12 protein-coding genes are annotated in these 17,043 nt (G+C 46.1%); 6 read left to right on the top strand and 6 right to left on the bottom strand.

Annotation, left to right across the window (positions count from 1 at the left end; all coding sequences use genetic code 11):
* Positions 1-75: 75 nt before the first annotated feature.
* Positions 76-2,688, bottom strand: a complete 2,613-nt coding sequence (locus G3570_RS02555) for a PP2C family protein-serine/threonine phosphatase (RefSeq protein WP_165138849.1) — start codon at positions 2,686-2,688, stop codon at positions 76-78.
* Between the two features lie 166 nt (positions 2,689-2,854).
* Here G3570_RS02555 and G3570_RS02550 point away from each other — a divergent pair, with 166 nt between their 5' ends.
* Positions 2,855-3,640: an NRDE family protein gene (locus tag G3570_RS02550; protein WP_165138847.1), complete on the top strand. Its 786-nt coding sequence runs from the start codon at positions 2,855-2,857 to the stop codon at positions 3,638-3,640.
* Positions 3,641-3,676: 36 nt separating this feature from the next.
* Here the strand turns inward: G3570_RS02550 and G3570_RS02545 are convergent, their stop codons facing one another.
* Positions 3,677-5,410, bottom strand: coding sequence for a Na+/H+ antiporter NhaC family protein (locus G3570_RS02545; protein ID WP_165138845.1), 1,734 nt, complete (start codon positions 5,408-5,410; stop codon positions 3,677-3,679).
* A gap of 172 nt (positions 5,411-5,582) precedes the next feature.
* Positions 5,583-7,070, bottom strand: a complete 1,488-nt coding sequence (gene gltX, locus G3570_RS02540; protein WP_165138843.1) for a glutamate--tRNA ligase — start codon at positions 7,068-7,070, stop codon at positions 5,583-5,585.
* 163 nt (positions 7,071-7,233) lie between these two features.
* Between gltX and G3570_RS02535 the strand changes: the two genes are divergently transcribed.
* From G3570_RS02535 to G3570_RS02525, 3 genes are all read left to right on the top strand, one after another.
* Complete coding sequence (locus tag G3570_RS02535; RefSeq protein WP_165138841.1) at positions 7,234-7,647, top strand: GxxExxY protein; 414 nt, start codon at positions 7,234-7,236, stop codon at positions 7,645-7,647.
* Between the two features lie 35 nt (positions 7,648-7,682).
* Positions 7,683-8,354: a WbqC family protein gene (locus tag G3570_RS02530; RefSeq protein WP_165138839.1), complete on the top strand. Its 672-nt coding sequence runs from the start codon at positions 7,683-7,685 to the stop codon at positions 8,352-8,354.
* A 74-nt stretch (positions 8,355-8,428) separates the two neighbouring features.
* Positions 8,429-9,589 carry an aminotransferase class V-fold PLP-dependent enzyme gene (locus G3570_RS02525; RefSeq protein WP_165138837.1) on the top strand — a complete coding sequence of 387 codons (1,161 nt, stop codon included), beginning with the start codon at positions 8,429-8,431 and terminating at the stop codon, positions 9,587-9,589.
* Positions 9,590-9,630: 41 nt separating this feature from the next.
* Here the strand turns inward: G3570_RS02525 and G3570_RS02520 are convergent, their stop codons facing one another.
* The gene (locus G3570_RS02520) at positions 9,631-10,287 is read right to left on the bottom strand and encodes a copper resistance protein NlpE N-terminal domain-containing protein (RefSeq protein WP_165138835.1); all 657 of its coding nucleotides are present in this window, start codon (positions 10,285-10,287) and stop codon (positions 9,631-9,633) included.
* 274 nt (positions 10,288-10,561) lie between these two features.
* Between G3570_RS02520 and G3570_RS16465 the strand changes: the two genes are divergently transcribed.
* Both G3570_RS16465 and G3570_RS02515 read left to right on the top strand, forming a co-directional pair.
* Positions 10,562-10,684: a hypothetical protein gene (locus tag G3570_RS16465; protein ID WP_282958214.1), complete on the top strand. Its 123-nt coding sequence runs from the start codon at positions 10,562-10,564 to the stop codon at positions 10,682-10,684.
* A 5-nt stretch (positions 10,685-10,689) separates the two neighbouring features.
* On the top strand, positions 10,690-12,429 hold the full coding sequence (locus G3570_RS02515) for a sodium:solute symporter family protein (protein WP_165138833.1): 1,740 nt from the start codon (positions 10,690-10,692) through the stop codon (positions 12,427-12,429).
* Between the two features lie 264 nt (positions 12,430-12,693).
* Here G3570_RS02515 and G3570_RS02510 read toward each other — a convergent pair whose 3' ends face one another.
* Together G3570_RS02510 and G3570_RS02505 are read right to left on the bottom strand one after the other, a co-directional pair.
* The gene (locus G3570_RS02510) at positions 12,694-13,548 is read right to left on the bottom strand and encodes a sterol desaturase family protein (protein WP_165138831.1); all 855 of its coding nucleotides are present in this window, start codon (positions 13,546-13,548) and stop codon (positions 12,694-12,696) included.
* Positions 13,549-13,755: 207 nt separating this feature from the next.
* Positions 13,756-16,983 (bottom strand): VPS10 domain-containing protein, encoded by a 3,228-nt coding sequence (locus G3570_RS02505; RefSeq protein ID WP_249066607.1) that lies wholly within the window; start codon positions 16,981-16,983, stop codon positions 13,756-13,758.
* Positions 16,984-17,043: the final 60 nt, after the last annotated feature.

The following is a 17,043-nucleotide window of genomic DNA, read 5'->3' as shown; positions in this document are numbered from 1 at the left end:
AACTGATTTTATTCTAGAATCACTGTTCGGTCAGAGAAACGTTACAATTCTTGTTTTATGATTAAGACCCTAAATTTAGTGTTTATTCATTTTAATAACCATCATGGTCATATCATCATGCTGTTTGGCCGAACCGATAAAGGAAGATACATCTTCTGAGAGAATATCTATTATTTCCTGTGAGGACTTATTTTTCTGGTTCTTCAGCTGGTCCAGTAACCGGTTTCCTCCGTAAAACTGGTGGGTCTCGTTTAAAGCTTCCACAATACCATCGGTGTATAGCACCAGCATATCGCCTTCGCCCAGCGCAAGCTGCACTTCCTTTATATTATCATCAAAGGATGCAGTTTTAGTAAGACCTAAACCAAGTCCGTTCGGCTGAAGTTCATTTAACGTGCCGTCTTTGGCCTTGAGATGCAATATTGGATTGTGACCCGCCCTGGAAAATGTAAAGGTCTTATTCTTCATATCCACAATGCCGTAGACAAGAGATATAAAGGTCCCTTTACTGGCATTATCACAAAACAGGCGATTGGCTTTTTTCAGCAACTCAGCGGGAGATTCGGTTTCCCTGCATAGAGAGTGTAGAATCCCTTTGGTAAAAGTCATATAAAAGGCGGCCTGAATTCCTTTTCCACTCACATCCCCGATGGTAACAGCCACACGGTGATCATCCAGCTGGATGAAATCATAATAGTCACCCCCTGTTTCATAGGCCGGCTGGCAAAGCGCAGCAATGTCCAGGCCTTCAAGTTCAGGTGTCTTCGTAGGTAGAAATGAGTTTTGTACCCCCCGTGCAATCTGAAGCTCCTGTTTGATGCGTTCTTCCTGGGCAAGTTCTTCCACGTATTCCGGCACGTAGCTGGGCAGGGACTTTTCCTCTTTACCTTTTACTATGGAAAATATCGCCCATCCCACAATAAATATGAGGAAGATGATAAAGTTCACAAAAACATAAAGGTCAGGAGAAGATCCAACCAGCCAGCCCCCGGATACAAGAATCAGTGTGATAAACAGATAGTGTGAAAACAGAAGGGTCAGAAAATCCCATTTCAGATAGATCAGAGCCATTCCAAGGCCCAGTATGCCAAGTACAATAAACTGCTCCAAAACCGGCCCATAATAAAAAGGAATCGGAACGATCAGTGCAAAGGCTATAGCTGTGAAGAGCGCAAACACCCACTGATTTTTCAAACGTGCATAAACCAAAGAGCCCGCTACCAGATAGATACCCAAGATATTGATCAGGCTATACCAGGTATTATCGAGCAGAACGAATAAGGGTGCCCATGCGGCTTCATAATTGAGAAATGTTTGTTCAAGACTGAAATAGAAGTTGGGGAAAATCCATAGTAAGAGGGACCACAATCCCGATAGCATTAACATCAATACAACCGAGCGAAGTAGCACTTCACCCACCGGCCGATTGAAAAACATGCCCTGCCGGAGGTAATCATAACAAACCAATTTCTTTTGCCAATGCTGACGTGTTATTGAGTCGCCAATAGAAGCCAGCACAAAAAAGCCCACTGATCCTATTGCTCCAAAGAAGGCCATTTGGATGGCAATGAAAATAAGGCCGGGCCAAATTGCTCCTCCTTCAAACAAGTTGAAGGAATCCAGATTTTGCAAAAAGATAACTGTGGGGATCAGGAGCCCGCCAATGATACTGATCACCAGTGAGGATTTTGTATCTACAGCACGTGCTCTCATTCTAAAGAAAAAGGTGAATAGTGCAACTACGCCGAAGATGAACAGTGCAGCCAGGATGACCAACTGTCTCACTCCCGGAGTGGAAGAAGACTCTGCAGACGGGTTATAATCGGACTCCAAATTCAGAACCGAGCCCGTTGGCATCACTGTGAGCTCAAGGCTTACCTGCTGGTCCAGATCCAAGGCAGTAGTCTGAAAACTGAGAACCGCAGCCCTGATTTCATTTAGTGTTGTAATCTGAACATCTTGAAGTACTAATTTATCCGGATTCCATGCTGAGTTGTTTAGATAGTATTCCCCCAATCGCTTGAGTTCAAACAGGGAAAATATATGGGCCTGATCTTCTGACTTCTCAGCTTCAGGTAATCCAAGTGAAGTAACATCATACCCGTTCTCCACATCAAAGCTTAATACTCCGTCCCAGGCGGAATCTGGCACAGTTTTCCATAGATCCCTGCTGCTGTCTTCCTTAAATGCATATTGTAGAGCTTCACGATTAAGTTGTCTCTGTGGTAATTTTTCTCCCTCGTTATGGAGACCCATCCAACGACCTTTACTATCCAGTTGAATCACCAGAGAGTTCTCATCATTAGCGCCGCCAACCTCCATGCTTTCAGTCTCTTCCGAGTTGTAGAATCGCAGATTCCAATAAAATGGAAATACCTGGCTATCCGCTGAGTCTTTCATCGATCGGATGGCTACCTGCCTTCCCAGATCTTCCTGCAGGCTTTCCAGCAAATCACTATACACTTGAAAATCGGCCAGCGTACTCAACTGATCCGTAGAATAGCCAAAATTGTTCAGGACCTCGGCAGCTTTTAAGGTCGCCGATTGCTCATTGTAGGAGGAATCCATTGCGCTTCTGGGATCCTGTGATTGATACGACAGGAAAAACCAAGCCCCTGTAAGAATACCTGCACAAAGGAATAGATAATCCCAAAGCCCGAAAGCATGATTTTGTTTAATAAGAGACATATGCCCTATTACATTTAATTTTCACCCAACATAACCTCACGAGGAATATGCCAATTTGTTTCGAGAAATTCCGTTATGTTCACTCTGTTTGAAGTCAGGTATAACATATTCGTCTGCTAATAAACGTTTAGCCTGAATTCTAATAACATCAATCAGCATAACCGACATGTGTCTCCTGGTATTCTCTTACAAGCAGCATCCAATTTATGATTTTGTCTTTGCCACCAATCGTGATGAATTTTATGATCGGCCTACACGTCCCGCCAAATTTTGGAGTGACCATCCGAATATCCTGGCCGGCAAGGATTTACAAGCCGGCGGAACCTGGCTTGGGATCACCAAAAACGGAAAATTTTCAGCACTTACCAACTACCGGGACCCCTCCATTCAGAAAGAAGATCCTCCAAGCAGGGGCCATCTGGTTCTCGATTACCTGAAGGAAGGTAAAACAATAGATCAATATTTAAAGGATGTTGATAAAAAAGCAAATCAGTATAACGGCTTTAACTTGCTGAGCGGTAACCTAAGTGATGGTGAGACGGGACTGATGTACTACTCGAATCAGCAGAATGAAATTCGGAGACTTGAAGCCGGTCTTTACGGGCTTAGTAATAAACTGCTGGATACACCGTGGCCTAAGGTTACGAGAGCTAAAAAGGCATTGGATACTTTGATACGATCCGGCGAGGTTTCGGAAGAAAAGCTTTTTGACTTGTTGCAGGATGATACACAGGCCTCGGAGGAGGAGCTGCCGGATACCGGAATACCGCATGAGCTTGAGAAGGCTGTATCGCCAATTTTTATCAAGACGGATCGATACGGTACGCGCAACTCTACAGTAATTCTCGTAGAAAAATCAGGTAAGGTTATTTTTGAAGAACGACGGTACCAAAACGGTAGCATGGAAGTAGAAAACACAAACCGCTACGAATTTTTTATAGAACACGGATGACGCGGATCTGTTCAACCTGCGTCATATGTGTTCCATTCACTCTATACGTGTGACGGCAGGAGCTTTACCTTCGGGAGTGTAATCGGCAGGATCGGGTACTTTACCGAAGGTATAAATGATTGTCACAATGGCTACCACACCCATCGGATAAATGATCCACCACGGTATGCCAAGAACCAGCATTCCGATCATGCCTATAACACTTATGGTACCGACAATCATCGCATAGGGCAGTTGGGTGTTGACATGCTCCACATGATCGCACTGGGTAGCTATAGAGCTCAAAATAGTGGTATCGGATATAGGTGAACAGTGATCTCCCCAAACCGATCCTGCCAGAACGGAACTTACGGAAGCGTAAATAATTTCATGGGTCACTTCAAAAGGTAATCCGCTGTTATTACCGATCTCCCAGGCCAGAGGAACGACCAGCGGCATCAGGATACCCATAGTGCCCCAGCTGGATCCAGTGGCAAAAGCAGTTAGTGCCGAAAGTATCAGCACCAGCGCCGGCAACCAGAAGGGATTCAGTGTCTCTCCGAAAACTGACATCAAATAGTCTGCAGTACCCAATTCAACAGTGACTGCACTCAGTGACCATGCCAGTACCAAGATCAGAAGACCGTCGAACATGGTATGCATGCCCTCCAGCATGCCCTCCAGCATTTTCTCAACACTTAGAATTTTTTGTACCAAGGTCATGATTATGGCCACGGCAATCGATAAGAGTGACCCCCAAAGCAATGCCTTATACGAATCAGCCGTCTCGATAATCTCCTGAATGGTATTCCCTTCACCGGTGATTACAAGTCCGGCAATGGTACCAAAAACAAGTGTGAGTATTGGCAGAGCTGCATTTACCCAGTGGGTAGTTTTTTTCTCTTTCTCATCCTCATCAATCTTATCTTTCCAAAGGTTATAGGTATCTAAATGCGGATCATGCTTGGCCTTATAAAGGTTGATACGAGACTTTAGCATGGTTGAAAAGTCTCGACCCGACCATGCAATTAGTATTACAAAAAGTATGGTAAAAAACGCATAGAAGTTGTAGGGCAGAGAATTAATAAATACTGCGTAGGCCGCCTCATTGAAGTTCGGCATTTTGGATTCCGCATCCGCGATAAAGCCAACCATTGCACCGATCCAGGTACTGACCAGTGCAACTGTGGCGATAGGTGCTGCCGTAGCATCCACCAGGTAAGCCAGCTTGGCCCGTGAAATGCGCAACCTGTCGGTAAGAGGTCGCATGGTGTTGCCAACTACCATGGTATTGGCGTAATCATCAAAAAAGACGATAAAGCCCATCAGCGCAGTAACCAACTGGCCCTGCACCTTGGTCTTAATAAATCGTGTGATTGCCCGGATGACCCCTCGCGTTCCACCATTGTCGGTTATAATTCCGACCATTCCACCGATCAGTATCGTAAAAATCATGATGCTCATATGACTCTCATCGGCAGCAGCAGGAACAATATAGTCAGTGAGAGTGGTAAAGAACGTATTGAAGATATTGGCAAAGCTGAAGCCGGTTGAGAGCAGCGCACCTGACCAGATGCCAAGAAACAAGGCAAAAAGGACCTGCTTGAAAATCAAGGCAATGCCGATAGCAACCAGCGGAGGCAGGATGCTGGTCCAGGAAACCTGACTTCCGGAGGCCTGTTGAGCAGTCTCTTGGGCAAGTTCTGCGGTCTCCGGAGCAGCGAATCCTGAATTCACCCAAATAAGTATGGCAAAGGCACAGAGGCCTAAGAGTAAAAATTTTTGCTTCATAAGATCACATGCCTAATTAAATCAAATGACAGACCAACAATACATAAATGATCTTAGAAAATACAACACCGTTCACAGATTTTTATAATTGGGCCGGTTATCGTCTGGTCATTTTACTTAGCCATTTAACCTTTACAATCAGTTAAATCTGTGTCACCCGTGTTCCATCATATTAGCCCAGTTCTTCAACAGCTCGTTGAATTCTTCGGATGGTGGTCTCCTTGCCCAGTAGCTCCAGCGAGGGGAACAGATCGGGTCCGTGCCCCATCCCGGTTGTGGCAATTCGCAAAGGCATCATCAGCTTGCCGAATCCAACATCGTGGGCATCAATGACCTCTTTCAGATTGGATTTAAGCGTATCGGCTTTGAAATATTTGTCATCAATATCTTCCAGCTTTTCCAGATAGGCTTCAAGCAGTTCCGCGCTGTCGTCTTTCCATTTCTTTTTAGCCTGCTCTTCGTACTCCTCAGGATCTTCGAAAAAGAACTTACCCTGGGTAATGAAATCCTCAATCTTGCTGACCCGCTCCTTCATTAGTGGGATGATCTCAAGCATATAGGCTTTGTCAGGAGTGATGCCATGCTCTTCGGCGATGGTTCGTATTTTCGGATACAGCTGCTCTGCCGGTTTTTCCCGCAGGTAGTGCTCATTATACCAGATCAGTTTTTTGTAGTCGAATACAGCCCCGCCCTTGCTGACGCGATCCAGACTAAACATTTCGGTCAGTTCTTCCAGGGAATGAATCTCGGAATCGTCGCCCGGACTCCACCCCAGGTAGGCCAAAAAGTTGACCAGTGCTTCGGGCTCAAACTTCTGTTCGATATAATCCCGGGTATTAATGGGAATGCCCTCAGTCTCAGCTTTTCGCTTCGAAAGCTTGCCCCCGCTAGGTGACATAATCAAAGGAAGGTGAGCCATTTTGGGTGGCTCCCAGCCGAAATACTCGTACATCAAAATGTGCTTGGGTGCACTGCTGAGCCACTCTTCACCGCGAATCACGTGGGTGATTTCCATCAGATGATCATCCACTACATTCGCCAGGTGATAGGTCGGCATGCCGTCAGATTTCAGCAGTACCTGATCGTCCAGTCCCTTGCTTTCAAAAGACACAAATCCACGGATCTCGTCTTCAAAACGGATGGTTTCACGACGAGGTACCTTTAGGCGTATTACATATTCCTCACCCTCTTCGAGCTTGCGCTCAACTTCCTCCTGCGGCAAGGTGAGGCTGTTTTTCATGGACATGCGGGTGATGGCATCATATTTCGGAGAAGGATTGCCCGACTTTTGAAGACGCTCGCGCATCTGGTCCAGTTCTTCGGTAGTGTCGAAGGCATAATAGGCATTGCCCTGCTCTACCAGCTGTTCGGCATAGTCTTCATAGATATCCTTGCGTTCGCTTTGACGGTAGGGGCCGAATTTTCCGGGCTTGCCGGGACCTTCGTCGAAATCCATTCCCGCCCAAACCAGGGAATTGACGATATCCTCTTCGGCTTCCTCGACGTATCGTGATCGATCAGTGTCTTCAATGCGCAGCACAAAAACTCCGCCCGGATGACCTTTAGCAAACAAATAGTTAAACAGTGCGGTTCTTAGTCCGCCGATATGCAACATACCCGTCGGCGAAGGGGCAAAACGTACACGTACAGTGCCTTCCATAAATAATGTTTGAAATGTTTTTCGAATTACTTTTTAGCGTGGTCAAAAATAAAGCTTCTGAGGCATAGGTGCTAATAAGTATCATTTAAATAAATGTAAGGAATCAGCTCATCATCGGTCATACAAATAACCACTAAGGCACCATTGGTCACTAAATATTATTATGAAGGTCACTCAAAAGTATGTTAATCAGATAGCTTATGATGTAGTTGGCTGTGCCATTGAAGTGCATAAAAATCTTGGTCCGGGACTGTTGGAGTCTATTTATGAAAAATGCTTGATTGAAGAGATAAAAGAACAAGGTTTAAAAGTCATATCTCAGTTAACTATTCCAATTTATTATAAGAGCAGACTTCTGGATCAAAGTTTAAAATTAGATTTACTTGTCAATGATTTAGTCATTGTAGAGTTGAAAGCTGTTGAACTAATTTTACCGGTTTTCAAAGCACAGTTATTGACGTATCTTAGGCTGACTCAAAAACCAAAAGGGTTGCTCATCAATTTCCATTGCGAAAATATAGTACATAATCTGGTACCGCTTGTTACAGAAGAATTCGCAAAACTCGATAAAGAATAATAAATGCTAAGTGAATTAAGTGTCTTAGTGGTAATATGAAACTCGCACTCTTAACCCCGCAATTTGCCCCGAATTTGTATGACCTGGCCATTATTCTGCAGGCCGATCGGGTTGTATTGCAGGATGTCGAGCAGTGGTCACGCAAGAGCCGGGTTCACAGGACTCAAATCAGAACACCGGAGGGCACACAGTGGATCAATATTCCCATCCTCACCGAAGATCGTAAGAAAGCCATTAAAGATGTTCGTATTGATCATAGTGAAGACTGGATCACTCCATTGTTACGTAGCATCAGGTACAACTATCGCAACAGTGTGTATTATGATTTTTACGAGCCGGAAATCAATGCCGATTTCAGATCAGCGGGTGAATATAAATACCTGAAGCCTTTTATATTACATATCCAAAAACGATTGTTTCAGTTTATGGAGCTTTCTATACATTATGAATTCGCTAGCGATCTTGAAGAGTATACATCCAATCCTGATGAGCTTGTAAAACGTTTGGGGGCTAGCACCCTCTTCCAGGAGCACGACAGCCGACATTACCTGCGTCAGGCTGAGTGTAAAGCAGAACCGGATTTTAAACATCCCGAGTACCGGCAGCATTTTGACGGTTTTGAACCGTGGTGCTGCATCCTGGATGTGCTGTTTCAGTTCGGACCTGAGAGTTTTAAAATCACAGACAAGTTACATGTTGATAGTTGAAAGTATCATCTTGAACGTTTACTGTTCTTAACTACAATGCCTTAATCTTGTAACTTGAACCCTGAATTCTGACTATGGACTGCCAGAAACACCTGTTTTCTCTTCCTGAAGATCATCATTATCTGAACTGCGCATACTTTTCCCCGATACTGAAATCGGTGGAAGAAGCCGGGAAACGAGGCATTGAGCAGAAACGAACTCCGTGGAAAGTATCTCCCGAGCATTTTTTCAAAGACAGCGACCGCCTGCGCAGTCTCTTCGCACAATTGGTGAATGCTCCGAAGGCCAACCGGGTTGCCATCCTCCCTTCTGCCTCTTACGGTCTTTCAACTGTTGCTAAAAACCTCCCGCGAGATACCTCCAAAAAGATCATCGTAGTGGGGGAGCAATTTCCGAGCAATGTCTATCCCTGGATGCGGTATTGTGATGAAACGGATGCACAATTAGAAATCATCAAGGCCCCTGATAAACCGAAAGGACGCGGCAAGCGGTGGAATGAACACATCCTGGATGCCATCGACAAAAATACGCTGATGGTCGCCATCGGAAATGTTCACTGGACCGACGGCACGCTCTTTGATTTGATCTCCATTGGCAAAAAATGTCGTGAAATCGGTGCCTTCCTGGTTATTGATGGAACACAGTCAGTGGGAGCTCTACCCTTTGACATTCAGGAAATCCGGCCGGATGCCCTGATCTGTGCCGGTTACAAGTGGCTCATGGGACCGTATTCCATAGCCCTGGGTTACTTCGGACCGAGATTTCGGGAAGGTATCCCGCTGGAAGAAGGCTGGCTGGATCGCAAAGGAAGTGAGGATTTTGCCGGACTGGTCAATTATGTGGATGAATACCAACCGGGCTCTATCCGCTTTGATGTAGGAGAACGCAGCAATTTCATCCTCGTGCCAATGATGATCAAAGCTCTGGAGCAACTGCTGGAGTGGGAACCGAAAAATATTCAAAACTATTGCAAGGATCTCACCCAACAGCTGGTAGAAGAACTGCCACAATTAGGATTTCAGATAGAGGACACGGAATGGAGAAGCCACCACCTCTTCGGCATCCGTCTGCCGGAACACATCTCAGCCAAAGAACTGCAACAAAATCTCACCGATCATAATATTCATGTATCCGTCAGGGGCTCAGCCATTCGAATCGCACCGAACGTGTATAATGAGGAAGAAGATATAGAAGCACTTAAAAATATATTGAAATCATCCGGCTCCACTTCATAACAAAATCAGCGTAAATCAGTTTGTTCCGCTTCATCCGTGCTCTATTGAATAAAACCACCGCAACCGAAATACTTCTTCTCCCCTTGAGTTACAAATACTCGGTAATCATAGACCTTTCCCGACATGTTGTCCATGCAGCCGATGGGGTGCAATGCAATATTCAGGGAATCGTTATTCGGTTTACTTAAAAATGTAAGCTCTCCACCACTAGAATCAGCTTTTACATCAGCAATAACCACTCCCAACGAATCACCGCTGACTACTTTAAAAGTAATCAGCGAATCCCGGTCGATTTCAAGTCCCCAGAAAGGTTCATTGCCATGAGCCTTGAAATCGATAGATGTGCTATCATCGGCATGTATCGTTCCCATAAGAGACCTGTGATCGGTATTCCGCAACATATATCTTGAAGCAAGTTTACCTTCAATTTCTTCCCCTAACCGATCCAACAGCAGGAACTCTCCACCAACAACTTTTAATCGGCGGGAATCCCCTTCTTCCGGAAGCAGGGTAATGGTTGAATCTCCAGCCGTCTGCCAGGATCCTTCACTGATAAATGTCTTGTTACTTTTGCCGATGTACATAGATTCACTCTGAAAACGGCTATTGGCATAGAAGCTTAGGCTATAGGCAATTCCTTCGCAATCCGCACAGGGTATAACTCCACCGTAACTTTTTCCCGCAAGTAATTTTTCCATATTCTTTTGGGGAGAACTACAGGCGGCTAACACCATTAGTCCTACAACAAATAACACTGATCTTTTGACCATTCTTGCCATCATCAAAATTAAACTAATTGGTATTTCAAAGGGATTCTTATATAATCAAATGAAAACTGAGGATAAAGTTCCGGAAAAGCAGAATCCAGAAGTCTGAATTCAGGAAATAGAACCTTCTGTATACCATTCTGACTCCTGAATTCTGCATTCCTTAGTATATAACAGGATTTCTGCAACTATTTCACAGACCAACATGGAAGATAACAAATCAAAAAAAGAGATTGGGCCCCGCACCTACTGGTTCGTTTTTTCTTTAGGGCTGCTGTATATTATCTTGCTGGGCATTTTCACCTTCCTGTTTAACAATCCCATTTAGATCATATGCATTGGATAGACTGGGCAATTCTTATAGCCTTCCTGGCCTATACCATATGGGACGGTACCCGGCACGGTAAAGAGTCGAGTAACATTGAGGGCTTTTTCCTGGCAAACCGTTCCATGCCCTGGTGGGCAATGGGACTATCGGTTATGGCAACCCAGGCTTCTGCCATCACCTTTATCGGCACGACCGGTCAGGCTTATGTGGAAGACATGCGCTTTGTACAGATCTACCTGGCCGTGCCTTTTGCCATGATTTTGCTCTGCGTCACGCTGGTGCCTTTTTTCCACAAGCTTCAAAATTTCAGCGCCTATGAGGTACTGGAAGAACGTTTTGGACTCAAAACCCGCCTCTTTACCAGCCTGCTATTCCTGTTTTCCCGAGGGTTAGGCCTCGGTATTATTATCGCAGCTCCTTCATATGTACTGGCCCTGTTGCTGGATTTCCCACTGGCTCCTACGATACTCATCATAGGTATTACGGCCACATTCTACACCATGGTAGGCGGTATTTCCGGGGTGATTCATACCGATGTCAAGCAGATGACCGTGATGCTGTTCGGTCTCATATTCTCCTTTTACTGGATTATCACAAGCCTGCCACCCGACGTTAGTATTTCCGATTCCTTTTACCTGGCAGGAACACTCGGAAAGCTGGAAGCCCTGGATCTCAATTTTGACATCAGCGAGAAATACAATATCTGGACCGGAGTAATTGCAGCACTCTTTTTAATGCTCTCCTATTTCGGGACGGATCAAAGCCAAGTGCAGCGTTACCTGACAGCGGTATCACTAAAAGATGCCCGTAAATCACTGCTGCTTACTGCCTATGCCAAAATACCCATGCAGTTCTTTATCCTGCTGCTGGGAGTTATGTTGTACGTCTTTTATATTTTTGGACCGGCCCCGCTTACCTTTCGATCGGTGGAACCCGATACCGTGCAAAATTCAGAGATTGTAGCCGGTGAAGTGCTGGAACAGGAATACCAGGCCGCCTATCTTAAGCGCAAAGAAGCTGCCAGGGATTTGCTGGAAAGTAAGAACCAGAACAACGCCCAGGCTTTTGTTGAAGCCGACAATTACCTCAATGAAATACGTGATAAGGAACAAGAACGGCAGGAGCGCATCACCCAATCGAGTATCAACGATACCAATTATATCTTCCCCTATTTCATAGTCAATGAGATCCCTATAGGTATCATTGGTCTCATCATTGCCGGTATCTTTGCGGCGGCGCTCTCGAGTATAGACAGTGAGCTCAATGCCCTTTCTACGGTATTTATTGTGGATTGGTACCGAAGACTTAATAAAAATGAACGCAGTGAAGCCTGGTACCTGAAATCATCCCGCGCCGTAACCCTGTTCTGGGGTTTGCTGGCAACACTTGCCGCACTGGCCCTGGGAGAGACACGATCCATTATAGAACTGGTCAACAAGGTGGGCAGCTATTTTTACGGTTCCATTCTTGGCATATTCATCCTGCTGCTCTGGGTAAAAAAGGCCAACGGTTTTGGTGCTCTCACCGGACTGATCTGCGGCATGAGCTCCGTCTTTATTTTCGATCGCCTGTATGACAATCCGGAAACCGGTGTCTACCAGTTCGTCATGCCCTGGAGCAATATTCCGGAAGGATTTGAGAAAACCATTGAATATCTCTGGCTCAATCCCCTGGGTACCGGAGTGGTTGTTTCGGTCGGATTTTTACTGAGTGTGGTTTGGGAGAAGGTGAGGAGTAATGAGTAATGAGTAAGGAGTGATGGGTGTGAAGAATTCAGAACTCAGGAGTCAGAAGATGGAAGTTAGAGGTTGGAATCTGGATATGCTTCTTCAATTGTCTCCCTATCACACTATTGGTTTTGAGGGAGTTTTACTTCCGACGATAACGGAGTTATAATTGAAATATTAACCAAATGCCCATTCTTCGGTGGTACAACCACCTCGGAGCTAAGTCATTCTGAATTCTGACTCCTGAGTTCTGAATTCTATTTTCTTTCTACTCTTCCCTTCTCACTTCTCCAAATCATAATCATCAAACTTCGCGCCCTTCGGGGGGCGGTACTCCTGGAAAGGTATTTTCAATAGATTGCCCAGTCGATCATTCTCTTCGGGGTCCATATGGGTATCAATGCCATAAGTCAGTTCCTTGATATCATCTACCTGGGCAAAGGTGCCGAAGATCCGGTCCCAAATGGCGAAGATGTTTCCGTAATTGGTGTCGGTAAGCGGCTGGGTGTAGTGATGATGCACCTTGTGCATTAGCGGTGTAATGAAAACATAAGATAGGGCCCGATCTATTTTTCTGGGCATCTCGATGTTGGCATGGGTGATATGGGCAAAGAGGGCGGAGATACTCTGGTACAGAAACACGATCCAGATGGGGGCACCTACCATGATGACACCCAATATGGTAAAGAGCATCCTGAAGACCGCTTCACCCGGGTGGTGACGCAATCCCGTAGTGACATCAACGGTGGTATCGCTGTGATGCACCAGGTGAAACTTCCAAAGTATGCGAACCTTGTGTTCAATCCAGTGAATGAGGTACGCTCCAAAAAAATCAAGAAGCATAACCCCAACTACTGCCTGCAGCCATAAGGGCATGCTGATCCACTGCAAGACACCAAAACCTACTTCCGTTACATACTCGGAAGACCACAGCAGGATCCCAGCAAAACCCAGCCCGATCAGCACGAAAAATCCGGTGAGGACAAAATTCTTTAGAGCATGCTGTACCTTCCTATACTGAAATTCAAATAAGGGGAAAACACCCTCTATCACCCAAAAAATAAAGATCCCGCCAATCAAGATACCTGCCCGAAAAACAGTCGGCAGATCACTAAAAAATTCAACGATAGGTTCCATGACGTGATGTTGATTTATTACTTACTTTCAATATACATACAGCCACGAAAAATTGAAAAGTTGAGGTTGTGGTATTGAGTCGTGAGTCATGAGTCATGAGAAATGAGAAATGAGTAAGAAGTAAGAAGTGGCTCGATAAAATTAATCGACCTCTACTTTATACTTTCTACTAAATATTCCACTCAAGACTCACGACTATTACTAATTCTACTCCATTTCTACCGGTTCAAACTCCTTGAAGGGTGTCAAGTCGGCCTCTTCCATAGTCCGTCGGTATGCAGGCCACTCGGTATCAAAGAAACTGTTGATATTTCCAATCGCTTCATTGACCGCTTCTCTGGCCAGTCGCAGTAGGTTACGTTCCGTTTCTCCGGGTCCGTTGTAATCCTCGCCCAGGTATCGCAGGGGAGCATACAACCGGTTCATCACGGTAATATTGGGATTGTCAGTGATGCCCTGCCGGTCATCTTCTTCACCGAATACACTGTCCTGAAGAGCCGTAATCTGTTTTTTAATTTCCTCATTGGCTTCTTTGAAGGACTGCAGTTCCTCTTCACCTCGACTGTCATTTTCAACCAACTGTTCGTTGAATTCCACAATCTCCAGGGCTTCAGCCAGCGAGGTTGTAGACTTAGCCAGCCTTGCACGGAGCGTATCCACTTCCGAACGCAAATCAGCCGTAGCTCGCAGTGCTGACATCGGCATTTCTATTCTTGGATCGGTCTTGACGGTTACCATCGTTGAATCTGAGAAATCCCCATAGGTGAACTTCACTTTGTAATTACCGGGAAGCACCGTTCTTCCTCCGGGTTCTGAATCCCTCTCGCGTCGCAGTTCACGGCTGGGATTCTCAACACCCTTGCGTTCCAGGCCCCAGGTCGTACGGTTGATTCCGTCTTGATCAGGTGTTTCTTCCAGTGTCCTGATCTTATTGCCTGATGCATCGAAGATTTCAATAGTTACCTTCTCTTTCTCCTTCTCCATTGATTCATCTTCTCCATCACTGCCTTCTTCTGTGCCGGCCAGTACCTCGCTATTCACCGAATAGGTCAATCGTGCACCATCCGGACGGTTCTCACCGGAAAACATGCCATCCGCAGAGAACCTGGTTCCGGCCGCCTGCCGCATTTCTGCCAGGTAGGCATCCGGGGTAGCGAAAGCTTTGACGGCTTTGTCCAGTTCATCCGCACCGTTAGCGGCAAGGTCACGCAGGGGACGAATATCATCGAGCACCCAGAACGATCGTCCGAAGGTTCCGATCACCAGGTCGTGCTCGCGTGGATGAATCACCATATCGTAGGTGGAAACCGTTGGATAACCGTTGGTCCACTTCGTCCAGGTATCTCCTTTGTCTATACTCACATAGAGGCCTAGCTCGGTGCCTACAAATTCAAGATTTTCCTCTTCGGGATCTTGAACATAGGAGAGCGCATATCCTTCCATGCCTTTGTCTTTGGCAATATTGGTCCAGCTTTTACCATAGTTGGTTGTTCTCATTACATAGACTCCCCAATCGCCTCGCCGGTAATTGTTGATCACAGCTACTGCCTCACCGGGATTGAAATTCGAGGCTTTCACCTGTCCTACCCAGCTACCTTCCGGCACACCTTTGAGATTGCCGGTTAGATCGGTCCAGTTTTCACCGCCGTCGCGTGTGATATGGATCTTGCCGTCATCGGTGCCGACCCAAAGTAAACCCTGCTCCAGTGGACTCGGTTCAATGGCAAGTATAGTAGTAAAGTTCTCGGCGCCGGTGGCGTCCATCGTCAGACCACCGCTCTCATGTTGCCGCTGTTTTTCGGGATCGTCGGTAGTCAAATCCGGCGATATGATCTCCCAGGATTCCCCGCGGTCGGTGCTTTTGTGCACATATTGACTCCCGAAATAGATCGTCTCGTCATCGAAAGGATCAAAGTTTACGGCTGAGTTCCAGTTGAAGCGCAGCTGCTCTCCTTCGGGATGTGTCGGCTTCACAAATCGAGCGCTTCCGGTCTGCCGGTCTACCCTCCCAATATTACCCTGCTGAGACATTGCATAGGCATAGCGTGGATTGCTTTGATCTATTATTACATCAAACCCGTCACCGAAATAGAGCTCTTCCCAATAAGCATTTCGGATGCCGCCGCTACGCCATACATAGGCAGGCCCTTGCCAGGAACCGTTGTCCTGCATGCCCCCATAGACGTGATAGGGAATTTCCATATCCACATTCACATGATAAAACTGTCCGACTGGAATATTGGGAATGAACCGCCAGTTGTCACCACCGTCATAGGTTATGTTCAATCCCCCGTCATTCCCGTCAATCATAAAACCCTTGCTCTTCTCACTGAGCCAGAATGCATGATGGTCGGGATGCACCCAGTTGTAATAGGGATAGAGACTTTCAAAAGATTTGGCCCCGTCAATGCTTTCTGACATGTAAGTGTACAGACTGAATACACGGTTCTCATTGAACGGATCCACATAAATTTCAGCATAGTAAAAGGGACGATTGCCTACAGCACGGTCGTCTTCAAACTCCTGCCGTTCTTCCCAGGTATAGCCCCCATCGGTACTGCGATAGATCGCATTTTCCTCGGATTCAATAATGGCATAGACGATTTCCGGATTGCTGGGAGCTATGGCTACCCCCATTCTTCCCAGCTCTCCTTCCGGAAGGCCATCTTCTGAAGTCAGCTCTTCCCAGGTTTCACCCCCATCGAGTGTCATATAGAGTCCAGATCCTTCTCCACCGGATTCAAAAAACCACGGCCAGCGACGAAATTCCCACATCGCGGCTATCAGTTTGTTTGGATTTGAAGGGTCCATGACCAAGTCGCCAATACCGGTGCGGGTATTGTTATAAAGTATCTTCTCCCAGGTCTCTCCACCGTCGGTTGTCTTGTAGACACCTCGTTCTTCGGTATCCGCCCAGGCGTTGCCCTGAACACCGGCATAAACCACATCGGGATTATCAGGATGGATGATGACCCGATGGATACTCCTTGTTTTTTCAAGTCCCATATACTCCCAGGTTCTTCCCCCATCAATGCTTTTGAAAATGCCGGCACCCTGGCTCTGACTGTTTCTCGGGTTACCCTCACCGGTACCGACCCAGATAATGCTTGGGTTTTTCTGGTGGATATCTACAGCACCTATGGAAGCAGCCTTCTGCTCGTCAAAGATCGGCTCCCAGTCCACCCCACCGCTGGTTGATTTCCATAAACCGCCGGATGCAGAACCGGCATAAATGATATCAGGATTGGATTCCACGACATCAATGGCGGTGATACGTCCGCTCATACCCGCAGGACCGATACTCCTGGGTTCCATATCCTTGAATTTTTCCATGTCGAGTTGCTGGGCATTTCCTTCCGAAAATATTCCCAGACCAAGTACCAGTATGCATACCAGTTGCCAAAATGCTGCTTTTGTTATCCCTTTAAACGTCATAATACTGTTGATAGAGTTAATTAAAAGAGGTGAAGGTTTTAAACTGTTGACAGGTTATTG

Origin of the sequence: Halalkalibaculum roseum (assembly GCF_011059145.1) — a bacterium.
Taxonomy (GTDB): domain Bacteria; phylum Bacteroidota; class Rhodothermia; order Balneolales; family Balneolaceae; genus Halalkalibaculum; species Halalkalibaculum roseum.
This window is presented reverse-complemented; position numbering and strand designations above follow the sequence as displayed.

Bases quoted from the DNA above. Each gene is read 5' to 3' on its own strand.
- G3570_RS02505 (WP_249066607.1), bottom strand. From the start codon at position 16,983: ATGACGTTTAAAGGGATAACAAAAGCAGCATTTTGGCAACTGGTATGC.
- G3570_RS02550 (WP_165138847.1), top strand. From the start codon at position 2,855: ATGTGTCTCCTGGTATTCTCTTACAAGCAGCATCCAATTTATGATTTT.
- G3570_RS02545 (WP_165138845.1), bottom strand. From the start codon at position 5,410: ATGAAGCAAAAATTTTTACTCTTAGGCCTCTGTGCCTTTGCCATACTT.
- G3570_RS02510 (WP_165138831.1), bottom strand. From the start codon at position 13,548: ATGGAACCTATCGTTGAATTTTTTAGTGATCTGCCGACTGTTTTTCGG.
- G3570_RS02555 (WP_165138849.1), bottom strand. From the start codon at position 2,688: ATGTCTCTTATTAAACAAAATCATGCTTTCGGGCTTTGGGATTATCTA.
- G3570_RS02535 (WP_165138841.1), top strand. From the start codon at position 7,234: ATGAAGGTCACTCAAAAGTATGTTAATCAGATAGCTTATGATGTAGTT.
- G3570_RS02530 (WP_165138839.1), top strand. From the start codon at position 7,683: ATGAAACTCGCACTCTTAACCCCGCAATTTGCCCCGAATTTGTATGAC.
- G3570_RS02520 (WP_165138835.1), bottom strand. From the start codon at position 10,287: ATGGAAAAATTACTTGCGGGAAAAAGTTACGGTGGAGTTATACCCTGT.
- G3570_RS02525 (WP_165138837.1), top strand. From the start codon at position 8,429: ATGGACTGCCAGAAACACCTGTTTTCTCTTCCTGAAGATCATCATTAT.
- G3570_RS02515 (WP_165138833.1), top strand. From the start codon at position 10,690: ATGCATTGGATAGACTGGGCAATTCTTATAGCCTTCCTGGCCTATACC.
- G3570_RS16465 (WP_282958214.1), top strand. From the start codon at position 10,562: ATGGAAGATAACAAATCAAAAAAAGAGATTGGGCCCCGCACCTACTGG.
- gltX (WP_165138843.1), bottom strand. From the start codon at position 7,070: ATGGAAGGCACTGTACGTGTACGTTTTGCCCCTTCGCCGACGGGTATG.